This window comes from Xanthomonas sp. GW (assembly GCF_014236815.1).
In the GTDB taxonomy this organism is placed as follows: Bacteria; Pseudomonadota; Gammaproteobacteria; order Xanthomonadales; family Xanthomonadaceae; genus Xanthomonas_A.
Genome location: NZ_CP051189.1, coordinates 495,610 through 520,373 on the forward strand (window position 1 = coordinate 495,610; position 24,764 = coordinate 520,373).

The window sequence follows — 24,764 nt, forward strand, 5'->3', positions numbered from 1 at the left end:
CTGACAACGGACCCCCTTGACCACAACACGACACGACGCCGGCATGCGCTCTGTAGCTGTTCGCGAGCGCAGCGCACAGCGCAATTTTCGTATGCGATGCGATACCAACGTATCGCCGAAAAGATCAATCTTTCTCCAGTCTTTCTGCGCGCGCAGAAAAATTGAAGTGGCAGCTGACTGCCGTTTTCGTGCGGGTATAAAGCGGGAATACATTTCGTGTAGCGTTGCGCGCTTCGATCTCCCACCCCCTCGATTTCGACGCTCATGTTCGACGCCTTCGCCGCGCCTCGTTGTTTGATTTTCTGTGGATCCATTTTGTTTCTGACGATGGCGACGGGGTGTTCGTCCACTGCGCAACCGCCGCCGCCGATCAAGGTCGGCACGCTCGCGCTGACCCCGCACAGCTTGCCGGTGGAGCAGTCGCTGCCCGGGCGCACCGTGGCCTACGAAGTCTCCGACGTGCGGCCGCAGGTCAACGGTCTGCTGCGGCAACGGCTGTTCACCGAGGGCCAGGAAGTCCAGTCTGGGCAGGTGCTGTACCGGATCGATCCTGCGCCGTACCAGGCCGCCTACGACACGGCGCGCGGGCAGCTCGCGCAGGCCCAGGCCGCGGTGGTCGCGGCGCGTCCCAAGGCCGCGCGCTACCGCACCCTGGTCGAGCAGGACGCGGCCAGCAAACAGGATGCCGACGACGCGCAGGCCGCCTTGCAGGAAGCCGAAGCCAACGTGGTGGCGGCGCAGGCGTCGTTGCAGGCGGCGCGCATCAATCTCGGCTACACCCGGGTGACGGCGCCGATCTCCGGCACCATCGGCAGCTCGGCCTATACCGCCGGCGCGCTGGTGACCGCGCAGCAGGATGCGGCGCTGACCAGGATCCAGCGGCTGGACCCGATCTACCTGGACGTGAGCCAGTCCAGCACGCAGATGCTGGCCTTGCGCGAGCGCCTCGATGCCGGCCAGATCAAGGCCGCCGACGGCAAGATCGCGGTGCGGATACGCCTGGAGGACGGCCGCTTCTATCCGCATCCGGGCACGCTGGAGTTCGTCGGCAGCTCGGTCGATCCCGGCACCGGCGGGGTCACCCTGCGCGTGGTCGTGCCCAATCCGCAGCACCTGCTGCTGCCCGGCATGTACCTGCGCGCGCTGCTGCCGTTGGCCAGCGATCCGAGCGCGATCCTGGTGCCGCAACAGGCGGTGACCCGCGACAGCAAGGGCGAGCCGCTGGTGAAGTTGCTCGACGCGCACAACCGGGTGGTGGAGCGGCGGATCCGCACCGGCGACATGGTCGGCCACGAGTGGGTGGTGGAAGCCGGACTCAAGCCGGGCGAGCGGCTGATCGTGGTCAACGGCAGCCGCGCCGAGATCGGCAAGCCGGTCGTGCCGTATGCGGTCAGTGCCGCGCAGCTCGAGGCCGCGCCTGCGGTGCCGGGCGACGCCCAGGCCGACTGAGGAGCTGCCATGTCGCGTTTCTTCGTCAACCACCCGGTCGTGGCCTGGGTCATGGCCATCGTCGTCGTCCTGGTCGGCATGCTGGCCATCCACGCGCTGCCGATCGAGCGCTATCCGCAGATGGCGCCGCCGACCATCACCGTGCGCGCAGCCTATACCGGCGCCTCGGCGCAGACCGTGGAGAACACCGTCACCCAGCTGATCGAGCAGTCGCAGCAGAGCCTGGACCACCTGCTGTACATGACCTCGACCAGCGCCTCGGACGGTACCGCGCAGGTCAACCTGGTGTTCGAGACTGGCACCAACGCCGACACCGCGCAGGTGCAGGTGCAGAACCAGTTGCAGTCGGTGATGTCGGTACTGCCGCAGGCGGTGCAGCAGAACGGCCTGGTCATCACCAAGTCCAGCGGCTCGCTGTTCGAGGTAGTGGCGTTCACCTCCGACGACGGCAGCATGGACAACTTCGATGTCGCCAATTACATGGAATCGAACATCGACGACCAGATCAGCCGGGTCAGCGGCGTGGGCAACATCCAGCCGATGGGCTCGGAGTACGCCATGCGCATCTGGCTGGATCCGGAGAAACTGCGCAAGTACGCGCTGATGCCCTCGGACGTGGAGAACGCGCTGCAGGCGCAGAACACCGACGTGTCGGCCGGCGAAATCGGCGGCCAGCCGGCGCCGCGCGGGCAACGCCTGGATGCCACCGTGACCACGCGCAGCCGCCTGCACACGCCGGCGCAGTTCGGCGCGATCGTGCTCAAGAGCGGGCCCGGCGGCGCGGCGGTGCACCTGTCCGATGTGGCCAGGATCGGCCTGGGCCCGGAAACCTACGACAGCATCACCCGCTTCAACGGCAAGCCCTCGGCCTCGCTCGGCATCGAGCTGAACGCCGACGCCAATGCGGTGGAAACCTCCAGGGCGATCGATGCGCGCCTGCAGGAGCTCAAGCAGTACTGGCCGCACGGCTACAGCTACCACATCGCCTTCAGCACCACGCCGTTCGTGACCACCTCGATCAAGGAAGTGGTCATCACCCTGATCGAAGCGGTGCTGCTGGTGGTGGCGGTGATGTACCTGTTCCTGCAGAACTGGCGCGCCACGCTGGTCCCGACCATCGCCGTGCCGGTGGTGCTGATGGGCACCTTCGGCGTGCTGGCCGCGTTCGGCTACTCGATCAACACCCTGACCATGTTCGCGATGGTGCTGGCGATCGGCCTGCTGGTGGACGACGCCATCGTAGTGGTGGAGAACGTGGAGCGGGTCATGAGCCAGGAAGGGCTGCCGCCGAAGGAGGCGACGCTGCGCTCGATGCAGCAGATCGGCGGCGCGCTGGTCGGCATCGTGCTGGTGCTGACCGCGGTGTTCGTGCCGATGGCCTTCTTCAACGGCGTCACCGGGGTCATCTATCGGCAGTTCTCGATCACCATCGCCGCCTCGATGATCCTGTCGGTGCTGGTGGCGATGACCCTGACCCCGGCGCTGTGCGTGACCATCCTCAAGCCGCTGCACCAGGGCGAGGCGCCGATCGGCTCGCACGGCCGCCTCGGCCGGTTCTTCGTCTGGTTCAACACGCGCTTCGGCCAGCTGTCCGAGCGCTACCGCGCGCTGGTCGAGCGGGTGCTGGGCCGGCGCGCGCTGAGCCTGCTCGCCTACGCGCTGCTGCTGGTCGTCACCGGCGTGCTGTTGTGGCGCCTGCCCGGCGCGTTCCTGCCCGACGAGGACGAGGGCATGCTCAACGTGCTGGTCAAGCTGCCGGCCGGTTCCACCCTGGAGCAGACCCTGGCGGTGACCGACCGCTTGACCAAGGCCGCGCTGCACGAGCCGGGCGTGCGTTCGGTGCTGTCCTCGGCCGGCTTCAGCGTGACCGGCGCCGGCCAGAACGTCGGCATGGCCTTCGTCCGCCTCAAGGACTGGGACGACCGCGAAGACGACGCCGACACCATCGCCGCGCATCTCAACCAGACCTTGGCCGACGTGCCCGACGCGGAGCTGTTCGTGACCTCGCCGCCGGCCATCAGCGGCCTCGGCGACGCCTCCGGCTTCACCTTCGAACTGATGGACTACGAAGGCGCCGGCCATGCCGCCTTGGTGAACGCGCGCGACAAGCTGCTGCGCCTGGCCAGGCACGATCCCAAGCTGCGCGACGTGCGCTACGCCAGCCTGGAGGACGCGCCGGTCTACGCGGTCAAGATCGACGACGACAAGGCCCAGGCGCAGGGCGTGGACCCGGGCGACATCAACGCCACGCTCAACAGCGCGCTCGGCGGCGACTTCGTCAACAACTTCATCTACAAGGGCCGGATCAAGAAGGTGTTCGTGCAGGGCGATGCCGAGGCGCGCATGGCGCCGCAGGATCTGCAGCGCTGGACGGTGCGCAACGCCAGCGGCGACATGGTGCCGATGTCCGCCTTCACCACCTCGCACTGGACCAGCGCGCCGGCCGCGCTGGAGCGCTACAACGGCGTGTCGGCGATGGAACTCACCGGCCAGGCGGTGGCCGGGGTCAGCTCCGGCGCGGCGATGGACGCCATGGCCGAACTGAGCAAGCAGCTGCCGCATGGCTTCGGCTATGCGTGGTCGGACATGGCCTACCAGGAGAAGCTGTCGGCCAACCAGGCGCCGGCGCTGTACGCGATCTCGTTGCTGTTCGTGTTCCTGTGCCTGGTGGCGCTGTACGAAAGCTGGACGATCCCGTTCGCGGTGATGCTGGCGGTGCCGGTGGGCGTGTTCGGTGCGGCGCTGTTGATGACCGTGCGCGGCCTGCAGAACGACGTGTATTTTCAGGTCGGCCTGCTGACCACGGTCGGCCTGGCGGCCAAGAACGGCATCCTGATCGTGGAATTCGCGCGTGAGCTGGAGCGCCGCGGCGAACCCCTGCTGGCCGCCACCTTGCACGCGGTGCAGATGCGCCTGCGGCCGATCCTGATGACCTCGCTGGCGTTCCTGCTCGGCGTGCTGCCGCTGGTGTTCAGTCATGGCGCCGGCTCGGCGGCGCGCCACTCGCTGGGCACCGGCGTCACCGGCGGCACCCTGGCCTCGATCACCCTGGGTCTGTTCTTCGTGCCCCTGTTCTACGTCATCGTGCGCAGCGTGTTCCCCGGCAGCAAGCATCCGCCGCTGGAGGCCACGCCATGAACGCCCGGTCGTTACGCTTGCTGGCCGTGGCCTGCTGCGCGGCGCTGGCCGCGTGCAGCATGGCCCCGCACTACGCGCGCCCGGCGCCGCCGGTGCCGCTGCAGTTCGACACGGCGGGCAGCGCCCCGCCTGCGGCCGGCGCCGCGCTGGCGATGCCGGACTGGCGCGAGGTGTTCCTCGATCCGCGCCTGCGCCAGGTCATCGCCCTGGGCCTGGACAACAACCGCGACCTGCGCGTGGCCATGCTGGACATCGACAAGGCGCGCGCGCAGTACCGGATCCAGCGCGCCGCGCTGGCGCCGTCGCTGGATGCCAATGCCAGCAGCAGCCGCCAGCGGACCAGCGCCAGCGCCAGCGACACCGGGCAGGCGCAGATCGGCAGCAGCGACGCGCTGCAGGTCGGCATCAGCAGCTGGGAACTGGACCTGTTCGGTCGCGTGCGCAGCCTGAAGGACGAAGCCATGGAAACCTGGCTGGCCAGCGCCGAAACGCAACGCAGCGTGCGCCTGAGCCTGATTGGCCAGATCGCCGACGACTGGCTCGCGGTCGGCGCCGACCAGCAGCTGCTGGCGCTGGCGCAGCAGACCCTGGACAGCCAGGAGCAGACGCTCAAGCGCAGCCGCGCCCAGCACGACAACGGCATCGGCTCCGGGCTGGACCTGGCGCAGATCCAGAGCAGCGTGGAAGCGGCCCGCGTCGATGTGGCGCGCGATGCCACCCAGCTCGCCCAGGCGCGCGACGCGCTGCAACTGGTGGTCGGCGCGCCGGTGGACGCCGCGTTGCTCGCCGGGCCCGATGCGTTCGACGGCAGCGTGGCCCTGGCGCCGGTGCCGGCGGGACTGGATGCCACGGTGCTGCTGCAGCGTCCCGACGTGCTCGCCGCCGAGCATGCGCTGAAGGCGGCCAATGCCGACATCGGAGCCGCGCGCGCGGCGTTCTTCCCGACCGTCTCGCTGACCGCCTCCACCGGGCGCAGCAGCGATGCCCTTTCCACGCTGTTCGCGGCGGGTTCGCGGACCTGGTCGTTCGTGCCCAGCATCGCGTTGCCGATCTTTCACGCCGGCGCGCTGAAGGCCTCGCTGGACGTCTCCAAGATCGGCAAGAACATCGCCGTGGCGCAATACGAGAAGGCTATCCAGAGCGCCTTCAGCGATGTCGCCGATGCGCTGGCGCAGCGCGATCACCTCGCCGCGCAGCTTAGCGCGCAACGCGCGCTGGTGGACGCGGTGCGGCGCAGCCATATGCTGGCCGAAGCGCGCTACCGCGCCGGCGTGGACGACTACCTGCAGGTGCTTGACGCGCAACGCTCGCTGTACGCCGCGCAGCAGGATCTGATCGCCTTGCGCCTGCAGGACGACAGCAACCGGGTCGCGCTGTACACCGCGCTGGGCGGCGGCGCGGATGCCACGGCGGCGGGGCGGTGAACGCATCGCTCGGGCTGTTGCCTCCTGTAGGAGCGGCTTCAGCCGCGACAGGCATTACCGGTAACGCCTGTCGCGGCTGAAGCCGCTCCTACAGGGGCATGCGCGATGCACATGATGCTAAGCGGAGGCATCGGTACGGATCAGTTGGCGGAACAGCGCATCCAGCGCCCGCGGATCGCCGCTGCCGGCGGCTAAGCGCGGCGCGGCGGCGCCCATGCGCGCAAGTTCGGCGTCCAGGAAGTCGCTGATCGCCGGGACCCGCGGACCGTCCTCGATTTCCGCGGCGGCGCGTTTCTTCTCCAGCAAGGCATCGATCGCCTCACGCAGCGGTCCCGACGGCAGCAGCGCCTCCAGCAGCAGCTCGAACGCCATCGGCGGCATCCCCTGCTCGCGTTCGATCCACTGGCAGGCCAGCACCGGGCGCAGCACGTACAGGTATTTCTTGGTGCGGATGCGTTCGCCGCGCATATAACCGCGGTAGTTGCTCTTGGCCATGTTGAAGTAATGCCACCAGGTGCCCAGCGGCGAGTAGAACGCGTGCGCCATCTGCAGCAGTCCGGAGACGGCGGTGGGATCCTGGCGGTAGACCAGCGGCGACTGCAGCCATTCCAGCAGCGTTGGATTGGACTTGGACACCAGACGCAGCGCCTTGCGCAGGTCCCAGCCGCTGACGTCCAGGTCGTCGGCGATCGGCAGTTCGATCACGTCGCGCTGCGGCTCGCCCGGCCCGGTGCGTTCGTTGACGGTCAGATACCACTCCGGCCGATGCATATAGACGAAGCGCGCGTCGTAGTCGCTGTCGGGCGAGGAAAATCCCCAGCCGCGGCTGCCGGACTCGCAGGCCAGCAGGATGCGCACATCGTGGCTGCGTTCGATGTCGCCGAGCGCGTCCAGCACGGCGACGCGCTTGTCCGGCGCGAGCGGGTGGATCTCCATGGCCTGTCGTCCTTGTAGCGGCGGGACAGGATGCCGCGCAGCCGCCGCTTACGCCACCCGGCTGCGCCGCGCGCGCTCCAGGTGCACCAGCAGCAGCGAGATCGCCGCCGGGGTCATGCCGGGAATGCGCTGCGCCTGGCCCACGCTCTGTGGGCGCACGCGCTGCAGCTTCTGCTGCACTTCGGCCGACAGCCCGCGAACCTGCGCGTAGTCGAACGCCTCGGGAATCGGCGTGTCCTCGTGGCGCTGCTGGCGCGCGATCTCGTCGCGCTGGCGATCAAGATAGCCGGCGTACTTGATGCCGATCTCGACCTGCTCGGCGACCTGCGCGTCGTCCACGCCCGGGCCCAGCGACGGCACCCGCATCAACGCGGCGTAGTTCAGCTCCGGGCGCTTGATCAGGTCGAGCACGGTGGTCTCGCGGCTCACCGCCACCCCCAGCGTCGCGGCAAGCTCGCGGCCCAGCGCATTGCCCGGCGTGGCCCACAGCGCGCGCAGCCGTTCGTTCTCCCGCGCCACCGCCTCCTGCTTGGCCTGGAAGCGCGCCCAGCGCGCCTCGCCGACCAGGCCCAGATCGTGGCCGATGCCGGTCAGGCGCGCGTCGGCGTTGTCCTCGCGCAGCTGCAGCCGGTATTCGGCGCGGCTGGTGAACATGCGGTACGGCTCGGTGGTGCCGTGGGTGATCAGGTCGTCGATCAGCACGCCGATGTAGGCCTGGTCGCGGCGTGGCGACCACGGCTCCAGCCCGCGCACCTGGCGCGCGGCGTTGAGTCCGGCGATCAGGCCCTGCGCGGCGGCTTCCTCGTAGCCGGTGGTGCCGTTGATCTGGCCGGCGAAGAACAGCCCGGGCATCGCCTTGGTCTCCAGCGAGGCCTTCAGCCCGCGCGGGTCGAAGAAGTCGTATTCGATCGCGTAGCCGGGGCGGGTGATGTGGGCGCGCTCGAAGCCGCGGATCGAACGCACCAGCTCCAGCTGCACGTCGAACGGCAGCGAGGTGGAGATGCCGTTGGGATAGATCTCGGCCACGTCCAGGCCTTCGGGTTCGACGAAGATCTGGTGGCTGGCCTTCTCGGCGAAGCGCACCACCTTGTCCTCGATCGACGGGCAGTAGCGCGGGCCGATGCCCTCGATCTGGCCGGTGTACAGCGGCGAGCGGTCCAGCGCGCCGCGGATGATGTCGTGGGTGCGCTCGGTGGTATGGGTGATCCAGCACGAGACCTGGCGCGGATGCTGGGCGAGTCCGCCCATGAACGACATCACCGGCAGCGGATCGTCGCCGGGCTGCTCTTCCATCGCCGCGTAGTCCAGGCTGCGCCCGTCGATGCGCGGCGGGGTGCCGGTCTTGAGCCGGTCCACGCCGAAGCGGCCGTCGCGCAGCGTCTGCGCCAGCGCGGTGGCCGGCGGGTCGCCGGCGCGGCCGCCGGCGTATTGGGTCTGGCCGATGTGGATCTTGCCGGCCAGGAAGGTGCCGGCGGTCAGCACCACCGCCGCCGCCTCGAAGCGCAGGCCGGTCTGGGTGATGGCGCCGCGCACGCGCTCGCCTTCCACGATCAGCGCGTCGACCGCGGCCTGGAACAGGGTCAGGTTCGGCTGGGTCTCGACCAGGCGCCGGATCGCGCCGCGGTACAGGTTGCGGTCGGCCTGGCAGCGGGTGGCGCGCACCGCCGGACCCTTGGACGCGTTGAGCGTGCGCCACTGGATGCCGGCCAGGTCGGCGGCATGCGCCATCGCCCCGCCCAGCGCATCGATTTCCTTGACCAGATGGCCCTTGCCGATGCCGCCGATGGCCGGGTTGCAGCTCATCGCGCCCACCGTCTCCACGTTGTGGGTCAGCAGCAGGGTGCGCGCGCCGGCGCGCGCGGCCGCCAGCGCGGCCTCGGTGCCGGCGTGGCCGCCGCCGATCACGATGACGTCGTAGCGGTAGAAGGAATCGCTCATCGGGTACTCGTCCGCCCGGTCGCTGGGACCGGGATGGGGGCGTTCGCGGGGTGGCGCACGCCGGAAAACGGAAATTTTGGAGTTCTCATCACAGTTTACGGATTCGCCCCTAAAGTTGGCACGCCATCTGCAGATATCCCTACTGCACCCAACGTGGCATTGCGTCAGGGGCGTACGACTGGAATTGGAACAGGGGCCAGTCACGCGCACGTTGGGGGAGCTGGGGGCCGGTAGTCGGGGGACTGCCGGCCCTTTTTTATGCCTGCGATTCGGGTCCGATGCCAACAACAGCAAGGCCCGAACGCGAAAAGCCCCGGCGAACCGGGGCTTTTCGTTTTAGGCGCCGACGCCCGACAGGGCCGGAACAGGGGGGATCCAGATTTCCCTGTCGGACATCGACATAGACGGTGGGGCGATCCCTTCGGGTCATAAAGCGACGCAGGCGGTCACCCCTTACGACGTAGAGTGCGTCTTGTGCCTGCGTGAAATCAAGCCTTTTCTTAGGGCTCTAGTGTGCGCTTCGTCCCATTGCTACGACCCAGATTGCCAGGCCGGGGCGCGGCCGGACGCGGCTGGGCGGCCGGCCGCGGCGCGCTGGCCGGACGTGGCTGCATCGACTGCGGTCGCGGCTGCATCGACTGGGGGCGTGGGCCGGCGTTGGCGGCATCGGGACGGCGCAGCCGGTCCAGGTCGCGCCACGGCGCCTTGCCCCGGCCGCCGCCGCCACCGATGACCGGCGGCGGACGGTCCGGCGGGCGGCCGTTGTCGTCGGGCCGCGGACGCGGCGGCGGACGGTGCCGCGGCGGACCATAGTAGTCGCGGTAGTAGTAAGGGCCGCCGTAGCCGTAGTAGCCATAGCCGTAATAGCCGGCGCCATAGCCGTAGGGCACCGCGCCGTACGGCGCGTAGTAACCGTCGGAGTAGCCATCCGGATAGCGGTATTCGACCGATGGGGCGCCGCGGTAATAACCGCCGCCGCCGTTGTCGGCGTAGTCGTAGGTGGCGCAGCCGCTCAGCGTGGCCAGCAATCCAGCGGCCCAGATCAGGCGCATGTTCATGGCGAATCCTCTCCCTGAGGCTGACCGACAGGTTCGGCGTGTTGCATTGAATGCCCCCTTAACTCGCTTCGTCGTTGATTGAACGCTTAAGTCGCGTGCAACCGCCGTGTTGCCCCGGCAGTCCGCGACACCGCGAACTTGGGACGATACGCTAACCTTTCACGCATGTTCTCATCTTCACTGCCCGTTTTCGCCGATGTGACCGCCGCCGCCGCGCGGATCGCGCCGCATGCCCAGGTCACCCCGGTCCTGCGCTCGCGGGCGCTGGACGCGGCGACCGGCGCGACCCTGCTGTTCAAGGCCGAGCACCTGCAGCGCAGCGGCGCGTTCAAGTTCCGCGGCGCCTGCAATGCGGTGTGGGCGCTGAGCGAGGCGCAGGCCGCGCGCGGCGTGGTCACCCATTCCTCGGGCAACCACGGTGCGGCGCTGGCGCAGGCCGCGCGTAGCCGCGGCATCGGCTGCCACGTGGTGGTGCCGGAGGGCGCGGTGGCGACCAAGCTGGCCAATATCGCCCGCGACGGCGCCACCCTGTGGCGCTGCGACGCCGGCATCGCCGCGCGCGAGGCGATGTGTGCGCAGGTGCAGCAGCAGACCGGCGCGACCCTGGTGCATCCGTACACCGATCCGGCGGTGATCGCCGGCCAGGGCACCGCGGCCCTGGAATTACTCGGCGCCAGCGGCCCGCTCGACCTGCTGGTGGTGCCGGTCGGCGGCGGCGGCCTGGCCGCCGGCAGCCGCCTGGCGCTGTCGGCGCTGGCGCCGCAGGCGCGCCTGCTGCTGGCCGAGCCGGCCGGCGCCGCCGATACCGCGCGCTCGCTGGCGGCCGGCGCGCTGTGCGTGGACTTCGTCCCGGACACGATCTGCGACGGCTTGCGCGGCACCCTGGGCGCGCCCAACTTCGCGCTGCTGCACGGCCAGGCCGAGACCATCGTGGTCGAGGACGCCGCCACCGTGGCGGCGATGCGGCTGCTGTGGCAGGTGCTCAAGCAGGTGGTGGAACCCTCGTCGGCGATCGCGCTGGCGGCGGTGCTGGCGCAGCCCGATCGCTTCGCCGGGCGCCGGGTCGGGCTGATCCTGTCCGGCGGCAACGTCGACCTCGACGCCCTGCCGTGGGGCGCGGCGTGAAGCCGCGGCGACGACGCGGCTGGCTGGGCTGGCTCGGTCGGCTGACCGCGGTGCTGGGGCTGTGGCTGCTGGGCGTGGCGATCTACATCGTCTGGGTCGGCGACCGCGACCAGGCGGCGCCGGCCGACGCGATCATCGTGCTCGGGGCGGCCGCCTACGACGCCAAGCCCTCGCCGGTGTTCGAAGAGCGCATCCGCCACGGCCTGGACCTGTACCAGCGCGGCTATGCGCCGACCCTGATCTTCACCGGCGGCTTCGGCGGCAACGGCGCGCGCTTCGCCGAGTCGCAGGTGGCGCGCCGCTACGCGCTGCGCCACGACGTGCCGGCCGATGCGATCCTGGTCGAGACCGTCTCGCGTACCACCCGCCAGAACCTGCTCGAGGCGCGCGGGCTGATGCGCAGCCACGGCCTGCACCGGGCGATCATCGTCAGCGATCCGCTGCACATGGCGCGGGCGCTGCGCCTGTGCCGCGAGTTGCAGATCGACGCGCTGGCGTCCTCGACCCCGAGCACCCGCTTCCGCAGCTTCCAGACCCGCTGGCGCTTCCTGCTGCAGGAGGTCTACTTCTTCCACCGCGACCTGGTGGTGCCGGGCGCCTGAACGGACCCGGCCGCCGTATCATGGGCGCCCGCATGGCATGAGGTGGTGGCGATGAAGATCGACGGAACCCGCGAGCAAGACCGCGCCATCGAGCTGGTGCTGTCCTATTACGACGCGTTCAACCGCGGCGACTGGGCGGCGATGCTCGACAAGCTGACCGACGACGTCGCGCACGATCTCAACCAGGGCGCGCGCGAGACCGGCAAGGACACCTTCGCCGCGTTCCTGCAGCGGATGAACGCCAGCTACCGCGAGCAGCTGCGCGACATCGTGGTGCTGGGCGGGCAGGACGGCCGCCGCGCCGCCGCCGAATACGTGGTGCACGGCGAATACCACCACACCGACGAAGGCCTGCCGCCGGCGCGCGGGCAGACCTACGTGCTGCCGGGCGGGGCGTTCTTCGACATCCGCGACGGCAAGATCGCCCGGGTCAGCAACTACTACAACCTGCAGGACTGGATCGACCAGGTGTCGGCCTGAGCGATCGCACGCAAGGCCGCCCGGCTGTCGTGTAGGAGCGGCTTCAGCCGCGACAGGTTCTACCCGTAGACTCGGTCGCGGCTGAAGCCGCTCCTACAGGTAATACGTCCGGTTCCTAGCTCTTGCGAGTCCCGAGTCCCCGGACCCGAGTCCCGGAACGAAACGCGTCGCCTCAATCGCCGCGGCGGCGGATCGGGATCGCCGACACCGGCACCGCGGCGATCTCGCTGCCGCCCTCGCGGATCGGCGCGCCCGGCGGCGGCGCCCAGGCGTGCGCATAGATCACTTCCCAACTGCTCGGCAGCTTGCCGTCGGCGTTGCGCAGCGGCTCGTAGGCGGCGCTGGCGGCGGCGAAACGGCCGCGCCCGGTCAGCGTGTGGCGGCGCGCGTGCAGCGCGTTGGTCGCGCCGATCGCGCGCAGTTCGCGCATCAGCGCGGCCAGGTCGGGATAGGTGAGGGTGAACAGGTCGCGGTCCAGCACCGGGTCGCGGAAACCGGACAGCATCAGCGCATCGCCGAACTGCGCGATCGGCGCGAAGCGGCTCACGTGCGGCGCTTCGCGGTCGGCCTGGGCGAACGCCTCGCGCAGTTCGACCAGCGTGTCCGGGCCGAAGCTGGAGCACAGCAGCAGGCCGCCGGGCTTGAGCACGCGGCGGAAGCCGGCGAACACCGCCGGCAGGTCTTCGACCCATTGCAGGCACAGGTTGCTGAAGATCACATCGACGCTGTGCTCGGCCAGCGGCAGCGCGCGCGCATCGGCGCAGACGCGGCCGAACGGCTTCCACCAGCCGGCCTGGCGCTTGGCCTGCTGCAGCATCGGCAGCGCCTGGTCGAGCGCGATCACCTGCGCGCGCGGCCAGCGCTTCTTCATCGTCGCGGCGGCGTGCGCCGGACCGCTGCCCACGTCCAGCACCACCTGCGGCACGCGGTCGCCGAGGTAGTCCAGCGATTCCAGCAGGCGCTTCTCGACCTCGTGCTGCAGGGCGGCGGCGGCATCGTAGCTGGCGGCGGCGCGCGAGAACGCGCGGCGGATGTGGTGGGCGTCGAACGAAGAGGAATCCATCGGCGCATTATCGCCGGCCGCGGCGCGCAGCGGCCAGCGAAAAGCCGGGAATGGGGAATCGGGAGTGGGGAATCGAAACGGCTGCGGCGGCGAGGCGGTCACCTGGCTTGCCCATTCCCGTCTCTCCATTCCTCAATTCCCATCGCCATCGCGCATCAGTCCGAGCGTATCAGCGGACACCGCGCGGACCGCACGCCGCCATTCACTCCGTCTCGAACCCTGTCCCTTTCCAGGATGGGCCGCGCACCGAGCAACAGGATCTGCCCACTGACGCAATGGCCTGTGCATTGCGCGCAGGCGCGCAGGCCGCACCGAGCTCATCCGCAATACAAACGTCAAACATCGGAAGCGACCGCGCGCAGTCCCCCATCCCCAATCCCGAATCCCCAATCCCGGCCTTCAGAACGTCCCCGGATAAGCCCCGCCATCGAGCAACAGGTTCTGGCCGCTGAGGTAGCCGGCCTGCGCGCTGCACAGGAACGCGCAGGCCGCGCCGAATTCCTCCGACGTGCCGAAACGCCCGGCCGGAATCTGCTCGCGCTTCTGCGCCGCCACGGTGTCCACGTCGGTGCCGCTGCGCTGCGCGGCATGGGCGAAGTTGCTGCGCAGCCGGTCGGTGTCGAACTGGCCGGGCAGCAGGTTGTTGATGGTGACGTTGTACGCGACGGTGCGCCGCGCCAGCCCGGCCACGAAACCGGTCAGTCCGGCACGCGCGCCGTTGGACAGGCCCAGGCTGTCGATCGGCGCCTTCACCGCCGCCGAGGTGATGTTGACGATGCGGCCGAAGCCGCGCGCCTGCATCGCGTCGACGGTGGCGCGGATCAACGCGATCGGCGTCAGCATGTTGGCGTCCAGCGCGCGCAGCCAGTCGGCGCGATCCCAGTCGCGGAAGTCGCCCGGCGGCGGGCCGCCGGCGTTGTTGACCAGGATGTCGACCTGCGGGCAGGCCGCCAGTGCGGCGGCGCGCCCGGCCTCGGTCGTGATGTCGGCGGCGACCGCGATCACCGCGCCGGCGCCGGGCAGCGCGCGCAGGCCATCCGCCGCCGCGTCCAGCGCGGCCTGGCCGCGCGCCACGATCACCACGTTGACGCCTTCGCCGGCCAGCGCCCGCGCGCAGCCCAGGCCCAGGCCCTTGCTCGCGGCGCAGACCAGCGCCCATTTGCCGGCGATTCCAAGATCCATGCCTGCGTTCCGATCGATTGAGGGAATTGCGATGATCGGACATCGGCGTGATGGCGGCCAGCGCGCGGAATTCCGCCCCCCTGTAGGAGGGGCTTCAGCCCCGACCGGGTTTCACCGGTAACGCCCGGTCGGGGCTGAAGCCCCTCCTACAGAAAGCGCAAGCGCGCATCCGCAACGCGCGCGCTACGCCAGGCTGGCGAGGAATCCGCGCAACGCCTCCGCCACCTCATCGGCATGGCCGAGGAACGGTGCGTGGCCGCCGCCAGCGATGTGCAACGTCCTCGCATGCTGGGTCAGCGCTGCGGCGTCGTCCATTCCGGCGGGCGATACGAGCCGGTCGCGTTGGCCGCTGATCCACAGGCTGGGTACGCGCAGGCCGGGCAATGCGCGGCGCAGGTCGCTGCGCTCGAGCAGCGTCAGCCCATCCTGCAGCGCCTGCGCATCGGGTTCGCCGCGCGCGCTCAGGGTCTCGCGCAGCGTGCGCAATTCGGTGCGGGCATGCGCCGAGCCTAGCGTGTCCAGCGCCAGGAAGCGGTCCAGGGTGCCGCGGTAGTCGTCGGCCAGGTCGCGGCCGAACTGCGCGAACACCTGCGGTTCCACCGCATGCGGCCAGTCGCTGCCGCGCACGAACCGCGGCGTCGCCGCGAGCATCGCCAGGCCGCGCACCTGTGGCTGGGTCGCCGCGGCATGCAGTGCGAACAGCCCGCCCAGCGACCAACCCAGCCACGCCGCCGGCGGCGTCGCCGCGGCGATCGCGCTGACCACGTGCGGCAGCGCCAGCGGGGTGTCGTCGCCGCGGCTGTGGCCATGCCCGGGCAGGTCCACCAGGTGCATGCGGAACTGCGCCGACAGGCGCTCGACCAAGGGTGCGAAGATGCCGCCGTGCAACGCCCAGCCGTGGATCAGGACCAGATCGGGGCCGTGCCCCAGGGTTTCGATGTGCATCGTCGATCGTGTGCCGAATGGAAAAGAAGAGCCGGGGAGCGCCGCGCTCAGCCTTGCGCGCGCAAGGCCAGCAGCCGCGGCAGCAGCAAGCGCCATTGTTCGCGCGGGTAGGCGCGGGTGCGCCAGGCCGACCAGCGCTGCACGCCTTCGCCGCGCAGGATCGCCGCGCTCAGCCAGGCGTGGTCGAAGCCTTGCCAGACCCCGGCCACGCTCAGCAGGTTCGGCGCCAGGCGCGGATGCACGTCGTGCAGCAGCATGCGCCGCAGCGTCTCCGCTGCGTACGGCGAGGCCGCGAGCACGGCGGTGATATGCGCATGCCGCGCGGCGACGTCGTCGTCCAGGTACAGCTCGGACAGCGCGGCCCATACCTCGCGGCGCGCTGCGAGGTCGCCGTCGTTCACGGCGGGCCGCTCACATCGGCGCGCTCATGCCGGCAGGCCGAGCGGATGCGCGGCCAGGCGGTCGCGCGCCAGCGCCAGCGCGTCCAGCAGCGCCTGCACCTGCGCCGGCGTGTGCAATGCCGACAGCGTGACCCGCAGCCGCGACTTGCCTTCGGGCACGGTCGGCGGGCGGATCGCGGAGACCAGGAAGCCGGCCTGCTCGAGCGCCGCCGACAGCGCCAGCGCGCTGGCCTCGTCGCCGCACAGCAGCGGCTGGATCGGCGTGTCCGAGGCCATCAGTTCCAGGCCATGGCGGCGCGCGCCGCCGCGGAACGCGGCGATGGTCTCGGTCAGGCGCTCGCGCCGCCACTGGTCGCGCCGCGCCAGTTTCACCGCGGCCAGCGAGGCGGCGGCCTGCGCCGGCGGCAACGCGGTGGTGTACAGATAGGGGCGCGCGGTTTCGGCCAGATGCCGGATCAGCGCCTCGTCGCCGACCACCAGCGCGCCGTAGCCGCCCAGCGCCTTGCCCAGGGTCACCAGCTGCAGCGGCACATCGTCCACGCCCAGTCCGGCCTCGGCCACGCAGCCGCGACCATGCGGGCCGACCACGCCGACGCCGTGCGCGTCGTCCACGTACATCAGCGCCTGCTGCATGCGCGCCACCAGGGTCAGCGAGCGCAGCGGGGCGATGTCGCCATCCATGCTGAACACGCCATCGGTGGCCAGCATCGCCGCGCCCTCGGCGGCGTGCTTGAGCTGGCGCATCGCGCCTTCGGTATCCAGGTGCGGATAGCGGCGCAGGCGGCAGCCGGCCAGGCGGGTGGCGTCGAGCAGGCTGGCGTGGTTGAGCCGGTCCTGCACGCACACGTCTTCTTCTTCGCTGAGCAGCGCCTGCTGCACGGCCAGGTTGGCGAGGAAGCCGCTGCCGAACAGCAGCGCGCGCGGATAGCCGAGCCAGTCGGCGACCTCGCGTTCCAGGCTCTCGTGCAGCGCGTGGTGGCCGCAGACCAGGTGCGAGGCGGTGGCGCCGACGCCCTCGCGCGCGGCCGCGTCCTGCAGCGCGGCGAGCACTTCGAACTGCTGCGCCAGGCCCAGGTAGTCGTTGCTGCAGAAGCCGGTCAGCCAGCGCCCGTCCAGCTCCAGGCGCACGCCGTCGCGGCGGCCCACGCTGCGGCGCACGCGGATGCGGCCCTGCGCCTCGCGCAGCTTGCGCAAGGACTGGATGCGGTCGTGCAGGTCGGGACGGGCCATGGGCGGCGGGGCATGGGGCGGCTGGCTAGCGTAGCGCGTCCCCGGCCGCGCCGGGCGCCGCCGGCGATGGACGGCCGGATCGGCGGATGGACGCGCGCGCGCCGGCGCGGCGCGCTGGGGTCAGACCAGTGCCGCGGCGATCGCCGGCCTGTCCGCTGCCGGCGCCGGCGCGGTGATGTCCGCATGCACGGTGCCGGGATGGTCGTGCGCGTCGGCGTCCACCTGCACCTGCATCGGCTTCAGCCCCAGCCGCGCGAACAGCGCCTGGTCGCGTGCGGTGTCCGGGTTGCCGGTGGTCAGCAGTTTTTCGCCGTAGAAGATCGAATTGGCGCCGGCGCAGAAACACAGCGCCTGCAATTCGTCGCTCATGCTCTCGCGGCCGGCCGACAGCCGCACCATCGCCTGCGGCATCGCGATGCGGGCGACGGCGATGGTGCGCACGAACTCGAACGGATCCAGCTCGACCGTGCCGTGCAGCGGGGTGCCGGCGACCTGCACCAGGCGGTTGATCGGCACCGAGTCCGGATGCACCGGCAGGTTGGCCAGCGCCTGCAGCAGGCCGGCGCGCTGCTCGCGCGATTCGCCCATGCCGACGATGCCGCCGCAGCAGGTCTTCATGCCGGCATCGCGCACGTGGGCCAGCGTGTCCAGGCGGTCCTGGTACTGGCGGGTGTGGATGATCGTGTCGTAGAAGTCCGGCGCTGTATCCAGATTGTGGTTGTAGTAGTCCAGCCCGGCCGACTTCAGCGCCTGCGCCTGGCGTCCGTCGAGCATGCCCAGGGTGGCGCAGGTTTCCAGGCCCAGCGCCTTCACTTCGCGGATCATCGCCGCGACCTTGGGGATATCGCGGTCCTTCGGCGAGCGCCACGCCGCGCCCATGCAGAACCGTGACGCGCCGGCGGCCTTGGCCTGGCGCGCTTTCTCCAGCACCGCCTCGGTGCTCATCAGCTTCTGCGCGTCCACCCCGGTGTCGTAGCGCTGCGCCTGCGGGCAGTACGCGCAGTCTTCCGGGCAACCGCCGGTCTTCACCGACAGCAGCGTGGAGACCTGCACCTGCGCCGGATCGAAGTGTTCGCGATGCACCGCGGCGGCGCGGTGCAGCAGCTCCGGGAACGGCAGATCGAACAGGGCGAGCAATTCCTGGCGTTGCCAGTCGTGTCGGACGACAGCGGACATGGGGGTTTCCTGACGGTAAGCGGCTGGGAAAGCGGGCAGTCTGGTGAGCATGGATATCCCTGTCAACTTCAATGGACTGGATCAAGTTGACGACTGCTGGCGGCGGCTGCAGCGCTGGCTGCTGCCGGAGCGCTGCCTGGTCTGTAGCGAACCCGGCGCCGCCGGCCTGGACCTGTGCCCGGCCTGCCGCGACGCGCTGCCGTGGAATGCCAGCGCCTGCCAGGTGTGCGCGCTGCCGTTGCCCGCGCTGGACGCGGACCAGTTGTGCGGTAGCTGCCAACGCAAACCGCCGCCGCTGGCGCTGGTCGCCAGCGCCTGCGTCTACGCTGCGCCGGTGGATGGATTGCTGCGCCGCTTCAAGTTCCATCAGGACCTGGCCGCCGGGCGCCTGCTGGCGGCATTGCTGCAGGCGCGCTGCGCCGGTTTGCCGCGGCCGCAGGCACTGCTGCCGGTGCCGCTGCATTGCGCACGGCTGCGCCAGCGCGGCTACGACCAGGCGCTGGAACTGGCGCGGCCGCTGGCGCGCGCGCTGTGCCTGCCGCTGTGCGCCGGCCTGCAGCGCGTGCGCGCCACGGCGCCGCAGTCCGAACTCGATGCGCAGGCGCGGCGTCGCAACCTGCGCCATGCGTTCGTGGTGCAGGCGCCGCTGCCGCCGCACGTGGCGCTGATCGACGACGTGATGACCACCGGCGCGACCCTGCATGCCGCGGCACAGGCGCTGCGCCGCGCCGGCGTGGCGCGGGTCGATGCGTGGGTGGTGGCGCGGGTGCCGTGAGGCCGTGAGTGCGCTGGTGGCTTGCATGCCGCGGCGGCGATTGGCCCTGCGATGGCAAGGGTGGCGGGTCATGTGGACCTGCGTGTCTGGCGCTGGCCGTGGTCGCGTGATCCGTCATGCATGCGGGGAGCGATCGCTGTTTGGTTGCCTGGACCACGCAACGGCAGCGAGGGCGTTTTCTGATTGGGGGGCGAGCTTTACGCTTCGTCGTGCCACGCAGGCGCCACGACCCGACGCAATCGGCCGCTGTCGGACGGGTTCCGCAGCACGGTGCATGGCACGTTCTTCTGCGTGACATGGGTGGGCACCTGTCTGCGACAGGCCACAACAGCCGGTTCTTCTATGATGTCGCCAAACGAACTGCGGGAGATGGCGATGCGCTTGAGAACTCTGGGACTGTCGTTGGCGTTGTGCGTGTTCGGGGTCAGCGGGTGCAGCTACGCCCCGTCGCCCGATGGCGCCGACACCAGCGCGAGCGCGAGTGCGGTGAAGGCGAAGATCGAATGGCGCCTGGCCAGCTATGCGCCGAGCGCCGGCTATACCGAGGCCGTGTACCAGGGACGGCCGGTGTATCTGGCGCCGCAGCAGTTATTGGCCGTCGATGGCGCCGCGACGGTGGCGCGCGTGGACGGCGACGATGGCAAGCCGGCACTCGATCTGAGTTTCTCGGGGTCCGGCGATCGCCTGACCCGGGCGACGGAGCAGAACATCGGCAAGCCGATCGCGCTGCTGGCCGATGGTCAGGTGCTCACCGTGGCGACGGTCATGGCGCCGCTCCCCGGCGACCGACTGCGCATCAGCGGTCTGCAGGATGCGCAGGAACAGCAGCGGGTGTTCGCGCTGCTGACGCATGCGTCGACGGCGCACGGGAAGCCTTAGTGCTGGCTGATGCGATCCGGATGGGGCGCCGTGTTCGTGATGGCGGTCCTGCGCCGCAGCGCGCGCCTGTTCGAGCCGCGGGCTGCTGTCTTGTGCCGGCAGCTTAGCGCGATGCCGCTGCTTCGAAGCGGAGTGCGCCGACGCTTCCTCGATTGCGCCGTCGGGCCAGGTCGGGGAAGGGTATATGCCGATCCAGCAGCTGGGATGCGGATTTTGCCGGTCATGCTTGTCGTGATCGAAGTCGTTCCCGCCACCGGCGGTGGGAAAGGCGTCGCGGCTGAAGCCGCTCCTACAGGAACCGATCGACGGTTTTGTGGGAGGGACTTCAGTCCCGATGCTTTACCGGCAACGATCGGACGAAGTGTGCCCCGGCGGCATTGCCGTCGGCGGCCAAGCGAGCCGACTGGTACCGACGACATCCTTGTGCGCAGCCGCCACTGCGCGGCTTCTCCGCTTCGGTCTACCCCGCGCGCAGCGCCAACGCCGCGACGATGCCGGCGAAGATCGCCAGGCCGACCCAGTTGTTGTGCATGAAGGCACGGAAGCAGGGCGCGCGTTCGCGGGTTCGCGCGATGCGGAATTCATAGGCGACCAGCAGCGCGGCCACGCCCAGGCCCGCCCAGTACCAGATTCCCAGCGCGCCGCGGGTGCCGACGAAGCCCAGCGCGACGAACATCAGCGCATACAGGATGCCCAGCGCGACCAGGTCCAGGTCGCCGAACAGGATCGCGGTGGACTTGGAGCCGGCGCGCAGGTCGTCCTCGCGGTCCACCATCGCGTACCAGGTGTCGTAGGCGGTGGCCCACAGGATGTTGGCCGCGTACAGCAGCCAGCCCAGCGCCGGCACCTCGCCGCGGATCGCCGCGAACGCCATCGGGATGCCCCAGCCGAAGGCCATGCCGAGGTAGACCTGCGGCAGGTAGGTGTAGCGCTTCAGGTAGGGGTAGCTGGCGGCCAGGAACAGCCCGACCACGCTCAGGCCGATGGTCAGCGCGTTCATCGTCAGCACCAGCGCGAAGGCGGCGAGCATCAGAAGCGCGAACACCGCCAGCGCCTCGCGGCCGCTGACCGCGCCGGTGGCCAGCGGCCGGCTGCGGGTGCGCTCGACCTGCGGGTCCAGCCAGCGGTCGGCGTAGTCGTTGATCACGCAGCCGGCCGAGCGGGTCAGCCAGACCCCGGCGGTGAACACGAACAGCGTCCACAGCGGCGGTAGCCCGTCGGCGGCCAGCCACAGCGCCCACCAAGTCGGCCACAGCAGCAGCAGCGCGCCGATCGGACGGTCGCCGCGCAGCAGTTTCCAGTACTGGCCCAGGCGCGCGCGCGGCGGCAGGGCGGCGGGCGTTTCGTAGCGTTCGTAACCCATCGCGCAAGGGTAGCAGTCGGGCTCGCTCGGCGGCAGCACGGCACGGGTCGTGGCCGCTGCGACGGCGACGGTCTGTGCATCCGCGTCCAGTTACAGACCCAGGCGTAGGAGCCGGTTGTACGCAGGCGATGCGCAGTCGCCAAACCTCGGCCGCTCACGGAAACCTCGCTGCTCCGGCGCCGGGTACGGCGACAGCTGGGCCGGCCATGGCGGCAATCGGGCATGGGGGAGACGCGGCGCGCGGTTTGCCGTTAGAATGCGCGTCCGTTGCGCCCGTAGCTCAGCCGGATAGAGTAGTGGCTTCCGAAGCCATTGGTCGGGGGTTCGAATCCCTCCGGGCGCACCACATCATTCCCAGCCTGCATGGCCTCTTCGACCGCGAACCCTGCCGGTGGTGGACACCGCCTTCGGCGCTGCGGCGATCAGCGGCTTGTGGCGTATGACGCCGTTGCCCGTACTCGCATTGCTCGGGATGCCGCGCTGGGGCCCTCTGCGTTGAAAGGCTGGCGCGTACCGCGTGTCTCCCCGAGCGCGCCGCATCATCGTCCATCGTGCTTGGAATTCCTTCCGCAGCTGGCCTGCATCGCCTTTGGCGTTGCGACGACGACGGGCGGTCTGGGGCGCGTGGCGCCGCCGTCGCTCCCTGGGATGCCGCGCTGGATTTCGCTGGGCTGCATCGCCAGCGCGTGCGGCGCGCATGGCAAAGCGGCCTCCGCCATGCCCGCGCCGCCGCCGGGACGCTCGCGGCCGTCGTATCTGCGCTCGCGGCAGTCCAGTGCCTGGCAACTCCTTTCGCATTCTCTCCGTGTCGTGTCAGCGCGGTCGCCATGAATAATGACGTGGTGCGGGCTCCGTTGCGGCTCCTTGCCGGAGGCCACCGGTGATCTGTCCGCGTACCCCGCTCGGCAAGCCCGCGGTCCACTTGCTGGGCGACGACGATGCGCTGGCCTATCTGCGGCTCGGCGCCGGCGCCCCGGTGGTGCTGGTGCACGGCGCGCTGTGCGACTACCGCTATTGGGCGCCGCAACTGCGCGGCCTGTCCGAGCGCTTCGAGGTCGCTGCGCTGAGCCTGGGCCAGTATTTCCCGCAGCTGCCATCGTCGCTGCGGCATCGCTTCGGCTGGCGTTGGCATGCGCAGCAAGTCGCCGGGTTCCTCGCCAGCTACGGACAACCGGTACATCTGGTCGGCCACTCGCGCGGCGCCGCGGTGGCTTGGCAGGTCGCGCTGCAACAGCCCGCCGCGATCGCCAGCCTGAGCCTGTTCGATCCGGGTGGGCCGCAGCCGCAGGGCCTGCCGGAGGACGTCGTGGCGATCCGCGCGCGGGCGATCGAATTGCTGCGCGACGGACAGGTCGAGGCCGGCCTGGAGTGCTTCGTCGATTCGGTCAGCCAGCCCGGCGCCTGGTCGCGCAGCAGCGCGACGTTCCGGCAGATGGTGCGCGACAACGCGCAGACCCTGGTGCCGCAGATCGGCGATGCGCTGCCGGCCTACGATCGCGAGCAGGCCGCGGCCCTGGCGGTGCCGGTACTGCTGGTTAGCGGCGAGCTGAGTCCGGCGCAGTACCGCGACAACGCCACGGCGCTCGCCGCCTGGTTGCCCGACGCGCGCCACCACGTGCTCGCCGGTGCCTCGCACGGGATGACCTTCACCCATGCGCGGCGCTGCAATGCCTTGCTGGCCGAGTTCGTGACATCGACAGCAGTTGGTTGAAGCCACACATGCATCTGCGGTGGGGGGAGCGCCCGTCGCGCGAGATGGATGATCCGAAAGGGCTGGCCGGCATTGCCGCGATGTATGGCCGGCACCGATTGTCCGTGGCGGATGGCGGCGATGGCGCGATCGCATTGCGCCAAGCGTGCCGTCGTAGCCGTATCCGAGTGCGCTAGGCGAGGCCGCCGCGCGGTTCCATGCGATGGGTGCATGCACACCAGTAGTCCCACTTCTGCTTGCCGTGTTCGCGACCACGGCCAGGTCCGCGTCGCCGCCGGGCAGGGCGAACAGCTTGGCGTTAGGTAGCTGCCGCGCCGGCGCGGTCAGCGCGCTATCGCACCGCGCCGCGCTTCGCCTGCGCGCGCAAATGAGTCCGCTTGCGGCGCTGCGGGCTCGCCGCGATCCAGTTGCCGGTAGCCGATCGCTTCGGTCAGGTGCGCAGTGGCGATCGCATCGCTTCCGGCCAGGTCGGCGATGGTGCGCGCCACGCGCAGGATGCGGTGCAAGGAGCGCGCCGACAGGCGCAGGCGGTCGATGGCGTGTTCCAGCAGCGCTTCGTCGCGCGGTTGCAGGCGGCAGTCGCGCAAGGTCTCGCTGTGGCCGAGCTGGCCGTTGGGGCAGCCGGCGCGCGCCAGCTGGCGTTGCCGCGCCTGCTCCACCCGCGCGCGCACGGCGGCGCTGCTCTCGCCGGGAGAGGCATCGGCGCGCAGCGCTTGCGGCGGCAGTCGCGGTACGTCCACGTGCAGGTCGATGCGGTCCAGCAACGGACCGGAGATGCGCGCGCGGTAGCGGCGGATGCTGTCGTCGCTGCAGCGGCAACGGCCGCTGGCGTCGCCGGCCCAGCCACAAGGGCAGGGGTTCATCGCTGCGACCAGTTGGAACCGGGCCGGGAACTCGGCGCTGCGCGCGGCTCGCGACACCGTGACCGTGCCCGATTCCAGCGGCTCGCGCAGCACTTCCAGCGCGTGCCTGTTCCACTCGGGCAGTTCGTCGAGGAACAAGACGCCGCGATGCGCCAGCGAGATCTCGCCGGGGCGCGGGTGGGTGCCGCCGCCGACCAGCGATACCGCGCTGGCGGTGTGGTGCGGGGATCGGTAGGGGCGTTGCCGCCAGCGCGATGGATCCAGTCCGCGGCCGCTGACCGAGGCGATCGCCGCCGCTTCCAGCGCCTCGGCCTCGCTGGCCTCGGGCAGGATGCCGGGCAGGCGCGAGGCCAGCAGGGTCTTGCCGCAGCCCGGGCTGCCGATCAACAACAGATGGTGATGACCGGCCGCGGCGATCTCCAGCGCCCGCCGTGCCTGCGCTTGCCCGCGCACGTCGCTCAGGTCGGGAAACGGCGTGGCCGCGGCCGGCAGCGCTTCGGCGGCGGGCAGGGTCTTGGTGCCGTTCAACAGTGCGCAGACTTCGAGCAGGGTACGCGCGGTGAACGCCTGCACGTGCTGCGCCAGCGCCGCTTCGGGACCGTTGCCGGCCGGCACGATCAGCGTGCGCCCGGCTTGGGCGGCGGCCAGCGCCGCCGGCAGCACGCCGTCCACGGCACGCAGCTCGCCGGTCAAGGCCAGTTCGCCGAGGAATTCGTAGTTGCCCAGCGCCTGCGGGTCGAGTTGCCCGGCGGCGGCGAGGATGCCCAGCGCGATCGGCAGGTCGAAGCGGCCGCCTTCCTTGGGCAGGTCGGCCGGGGCCAGGTTGACGGTGATGCGCCGCGCCGGAAATTCGTATTGCGCGCATAGGATGGCGGCACGCACGCGATCGCGCGATTCGCGTACCGCGGCCTCGGGCAGGCCGACGATCTGCGTCGCCGGCAGGCCGCCGGACAGATGGACCTCGACCCGAACCGGAGGCGCAAGCACCCCCGCGCGGGCACGGCTGTGCACCAGCGCCAGGCTCAT

The 24,764-nt window shown here is 70.4% G+C and carries 20 protein-coding genes and 1 tRNA gene; 10 read left to right on the plus strand and 11 right to left on the minus strand.

What is annotated here, in order from left to right; genetic code table 11:
• Positions 1 to 327 precede the first annotated feature (327 nt).
• The 3 genes from HEP73_RS02210 to HEP73_RS02220 are packed head-to-tail and all read left to right on the plus strand — an operon-like array spanning position 328 to position 6,011.
• Positions 328 to 1,449 carry an efflux RND transporter periplasmic adaptor subunit gene (locus tag HEP73_RS02210; protein WP_255423641.1) on the plus strand — a complete coding sequence of 374 codons (1,122 nt, stop codon included), beginning with the start codon at positions 328 to 330 and terminating at the stop codon, positions 1,447 to 1,449.
• A gap of 9 nt (positions 1,450 to 1,458) precedes the next feature.
• A complete protein-coding gene (locus HEP73_RS02215) occupies positions 1,459 to 4,587 on the plus strand; it encodes an efflux RND transporter permease subunit (protein ID WP_185821954.1) in 3,129 nt (1,042 codons plus the stop codon).
• Positions 4,584 to 6,011, plus strand: coding sequence for an efflux transporter outer membrane subunit (locus HEP73_RS02220; protein ID WP_185821955.1), 1,428 nt, complete (start codon positions 4,584 to 4,586; stop codon positions 6,009 to 6,011). The genes HEP73_RS02215 and HEP73_RS02220 overlap by 4 nt, the downstream gene beginning before the upstream one ends.
• Positions 6,012 to 6,128: 117 nt before the next feature.
• Here the strand turns inward: HEP73_RS02220 and HEP73_RS02225 are convergent, their stop codons facing one another.
• The 3 genes from HEP73_RS02225 to HEP73_RS02235 all read right to left on the minus strand — a co-directional run bounded on the left by HEP73_RS02225 (position 6,129) and on the right by HEP73_RS02235 (position 9,943).
• Entirely contained in the window at positions 6,129 to 6,947 is an 819-nt protein-coding gene (locus HEP73_RS02225; protein ID WP_185821956.1) for a nucleotidyltransferase domain-containing protein, read from the minus strand.
• 48 nt (positions 6,948 to 6,995) lie between these two features.
• Positions 6,996 to 8,885, minus strand: coding sequence for a tRNA uridine-5-carboxymethylaminomethyl(34) synthesis enzyme MnmG (gene mnmG / locus HEP73_RS02230; protein WP_185821957.1), 1,890 nt, complete (start codon positions 8,883 to 8,885; stop codon positions 6,996 to 6,998).
• Between the two features lie 500 nt (positions 8,886 to 9,385).
• A complete protein-coding gene (locus HEP73_RS02235) occupies positions 9,386 to 9,943 on the minus strand; it encodes a hypothetical protein (RefSeq protein WP_185814999.1) in 558 nt (185 codons plus the stop codon).
• Positions 9,944 to 10,108: 165 nt separating this feature from the next.
• On the opposite strand from HEP73_RS02235, the gene HEP73_RS02240 reads away from it, so the two are divergent.
• Genes HEP73_RS02240 through HEP73_RS02250 form a run of 3 tightly spaced genes read left to right on the plus strand, consistent with a single transcriptional unit; the run spans position 10,109 to position 12,150 of the window.
• Positions 10,109 to 11,068: a pyridoxal-phosphate dependent enzyme gene (locus HEP73_RS02240; protein ID WP_185821958.1), complete on the plus strand. Its 960-nt coding sequence runs from the start codon at positions 10,109 to 10,111 to the stop codon at positions 11,066 to 11,068.
• On the plus strand, positions 11,053 to 11,670 hold the full coding sequence (locus HEP73_RS02245) for a YdcF family protein (RefSeq protein WP_185821959.1): 618 nt from the start codon (positions 11,053 to 11,055) through the stop codon (positions 11,668 to 11,670). Before HEP73_RS02240 ends, HEP73_RS02245 begins: the two co-directional genes overlap by 16 nt.
• Positions 11,671 to 11,721: 51 nt before the next feature.
• Complete coding sequence (locus tag HEP73_RS02250) at positions 11,722 to 12,150, plus strand: ketosteroid isomerase-related protein (protein ID WP_179570926.1); 429 nt, start codon at positions 11,722 to 11,724, stop codon at positions 12,148 to 12,150.
• Positions 12,151 to 12,322: 172 nt separating this feature from the next.
• Here HEP73_RS02250 and bioC read toward each other — a convergent pair whose 3' ends face one another.
• From bioC to bioB, 6 genes are all read right to left on the minus strand, one after another.
• A complete protein-coding gene (bioC, locus tag HEP73_RS02255; RefSeq protein WP_185815002.1) occupies positions 12,323 to 13,213 on the minus strand; it encodes a malonyl-ACP O-methyltransferase BioC in 891 nt (296 codons plus the stop codon).
• 399 nt (positions 13,214 to 13,612) lie between these two features.
• Entirely contained in the window at positions 13,613 to 14,395 is a 783-nt protein-coding gene (locus HEP73_RS02260) for an SDR family oxidoreductase (protein WP_185821960.1), read from the minus strand.
• A gap of 183 nt (positions 14,396 to 14,578) precedes the next feature.
• A complete protein-coding gene (gene bioH, locus HEP73_RS02265) occupies positions 14,579 to 15,340 on the minus strand; it encodes a pimeloyl-ACP methyl ester esterase BioH (RefSeq protein WP_185821961.1) in 762 nt (253 codons plus the stop codon).
• A gap of 47 nt (positions 15,341 to 15,387) precedes the next feature.
• Complete coding sequence (locus tag HEP73_RS02270; RefSeq protein ID WP_185821962.1) at positions 15,388 to 15,741, minus strand: DUF7079 family protein; 354 nt, start codon at positions 15,739 to 15,741, stop codon at positions 15,388 to 15,390.
• 24 nt (positions 15,742 to 15,765) lie between these two features.
• Positions 15,766 to 16,971: an 8-amino-7-oxononanoate synthase gene (gene bioF, locus HEP73_RS02275; RefSeq protein ID WP_185821963.1), complete on the minus strand. Its 1,206-nt coding sequence runs from the start codon at positions 16,969 to 16,971 to the stop codon at positions 15,766 to 15,768.
• Positions 16,972 to 17,091: 120 nt separating this feature from the next.
• Positions 17,092 to 18,147, minus strand: coding sequence for a biotin synthase BioB (gene bioB / locus HEP73_RS02280; protein WP_185821964.1), 1,056 nt, complete (start codon positions 18,145 to 18,147; stop codon positions 17,092 to 17,094).
• 49 nt (positions 18,148 to 18,196) lie between these two features.
• On the opposite strand from bioB, the gene HEP73_RS02285 reads away from it, so the two are divergent.
• Positions 18,197 to 18,922, plus strand: a complete 726-nt coding sequence (locus HEP73_RS02285) for a ComF family protein (protein ID WP_185821965.1) — start codon at positions 18,197 to 18,199, stop codon at positions 18,920 to 18,922.
• Between the two features lie 369 nt (positions 18,923 to 19,291).
• Complete coding sequence (locus tag HEP73_RS02290) at positions 19,292 to 19,801, plus strand: SecDF P1 head subdomain-containing protein (RefSeq protein WP_255423642.1); 510 nt, start codon at positions 19,292 to 19,294, stop codon at positions 19,799 to 19,801.
• 460 nt (positions 19,802 to 20,261) lie between these two features.
• Here the strand turns inward: HEP73_RS02290 and ubiA are convergent, their stop codons facing one another.
• Positions 20,262 to 21,164, minus strand: a complete 903-nt coding sequence (gene ubiA / locus HEP73_RS02295) for a 4-hydroxybenzoate octaprenyltransferase (protein WP_185821966.1) — start codon at positions 21,162 to 21,164, stop codon at positions 20,262 to 20,264.
• Positions 21,165 to 21,433: 269 nt separating this feature from the next.
• Between ubiA and HEP73_RS02300 the strand changes: the two genes are divergently transcribed.
• A tRNA-Arg gene (locus tag HEP73_RS02300) sits at positions 21,434 to 21,510 on the plus strand.
• Between the two features lie 534 nt (positions 21,511 to 22,044).
• Positions 22,045 to 22,875 carry an alpha/beta fold hydrolase gene (locus HEP73_RS02305; protein ID WP_185821967.1) on the plus strand — a complete coding sequence of 277 codons (831 nt, stop codon included), beginning with the start codon at positions 22,045 to 22,047 and terminating at the stop codon, positions 22,873 to 22,875.
• 323 nt (positions 22,876 to 23,198) lie between these two features.
• Here HEP73_RS02305 and HEP73_RS02310 read toward each other — a convergent pair whose 3' ends face one another.
• Complete coding sequence (locus tag HEP73_RS02310; RefSeq protein ID WP_255423643.1) at positions 23,199 to 24,764, minus strand: YifB family Mg chelatase-like AAA ATPase; 1,566 nt, start codon at positions 24,762 to 24,764, stop codon at positions 23,199 to 23,201.

Bases quoted from the DNA above. Each gene is read 5' to 3' on its own strand.
- bioH (WP_185821961.1), bottom strand. From the start codon at position 15,340: ATGCACATCGAAACCCTGGGGCACGGCCCCGATCTGGTCCTGATCCAC.
- mnmG (WP_185821957.1), bottom strand. From the start codon at position 8,885: ATGAGCGATTCCTTCTACCGCTACGACGTCATCGTGATCGGCGGCGGC.
- bioC (WP_185815002.1), bottom strand. From the start codon at position 13,213: ATGGATTCCTCTTCGTTCGACGCCCACCACATCCGCCGCGCGTTCTCG.
- ubiA (WP_185821966.1), bottom strand. From the start codon at position 21,164: ATGGGTTACGAACGCTACGAAACGCCCGCCGCCCTGCCGCCGCGCGCG.
- bioB (WP_185821964.1), bottom strand. From the start codon at position 18,147: ATGTCCGCTGTCGTCCGACACGACTGGCAACGCCAGGAATTGCTCGCC.
- HEP73_RS02285 (WP_185821965.1), top strand. From the start codon at position 18,197: ATGGATATCCCTGTCAACTTCAATGGACTGGATCAAGTTGACGACTGC.
- HEP73_RS02210 (WP_255423641.1), top strand. From the start codon at position 328: ATGGCGACGGGGTGTTCGTCCACTGCGCAACCGCCGCCGCCGATCAAG.
- HEP73_RS02240 (WP_185821958.1), top strand. From the start codon at position 10,109: ATGTTCTCATCTTCACTGCCCGTTTTCGCCGATGTGACCGCCGCCGCC.
- HEP73_RS02235 (WP_185814999.1), bottom strand. From the start codon at position 9,943: ATGAACATGCGCCTGATCTGGGCCGCTGGATTGCTGGCCACGCTGAGC.
- HEP73_RS02290 (WP_255423642.1), top strand. From the start codon at position 19,292: ATGGCGATGCGCTTGAGAACTCTGGGACTGTCGTTGGCGTTGTGCGTG.
- HEP73_RS02260 (WP_185821960.1), bottom strand. From the start codon at position 14,395: ATGGATCTTGGAATCGCCGGCAAATGGGCGCTGGTCTGCGCCGCGAGC.
- bioF (WP_185821963.1), bottom strand. From the start codon at position 16,971: ATGGCCCGTCCCGACCTGCACGACCGCATCCAGTCCTTGCGCAAGCTG.
- HEP73_RS02220 (WP_185821955.1), top strand. From the start codon at position 4,584: ATGAACGCCCGGTCGTTACGCTTGCTGGCCGTGGCCTGCTGCGCGGCG.
- HEP73_RS02250 (WP_179570926.1), top strand. From the start codon at position 11,722: ATGAAGATCGACGGAACCCGCGAGCAAGACCGCGCCATCGAGCTGGTG.
- HEP73_RS02225 (WP_185821956.1), bottom strand. From the start codon at position 6,947: ATGGAGATCCACCCGCTCGCGCCGGACAAGCGCGTCGCCGTGCTGGAC.
- HEP73_RS02310 (WP_255423643.1), bottom strand. From the start codon at position 24,764: ATGAGCCTGGCGCTGGTGCACAGCCGTGCCCGCGCGGGGGTGCTTGCG.
- HEP73_RS02215 (WP_185821954.1), top strand. From the start codon at position 1,459: ATGTCGCGTTTCTTCGTCAACCACCCGGTCGTGGCCTGGGTCATGGCC.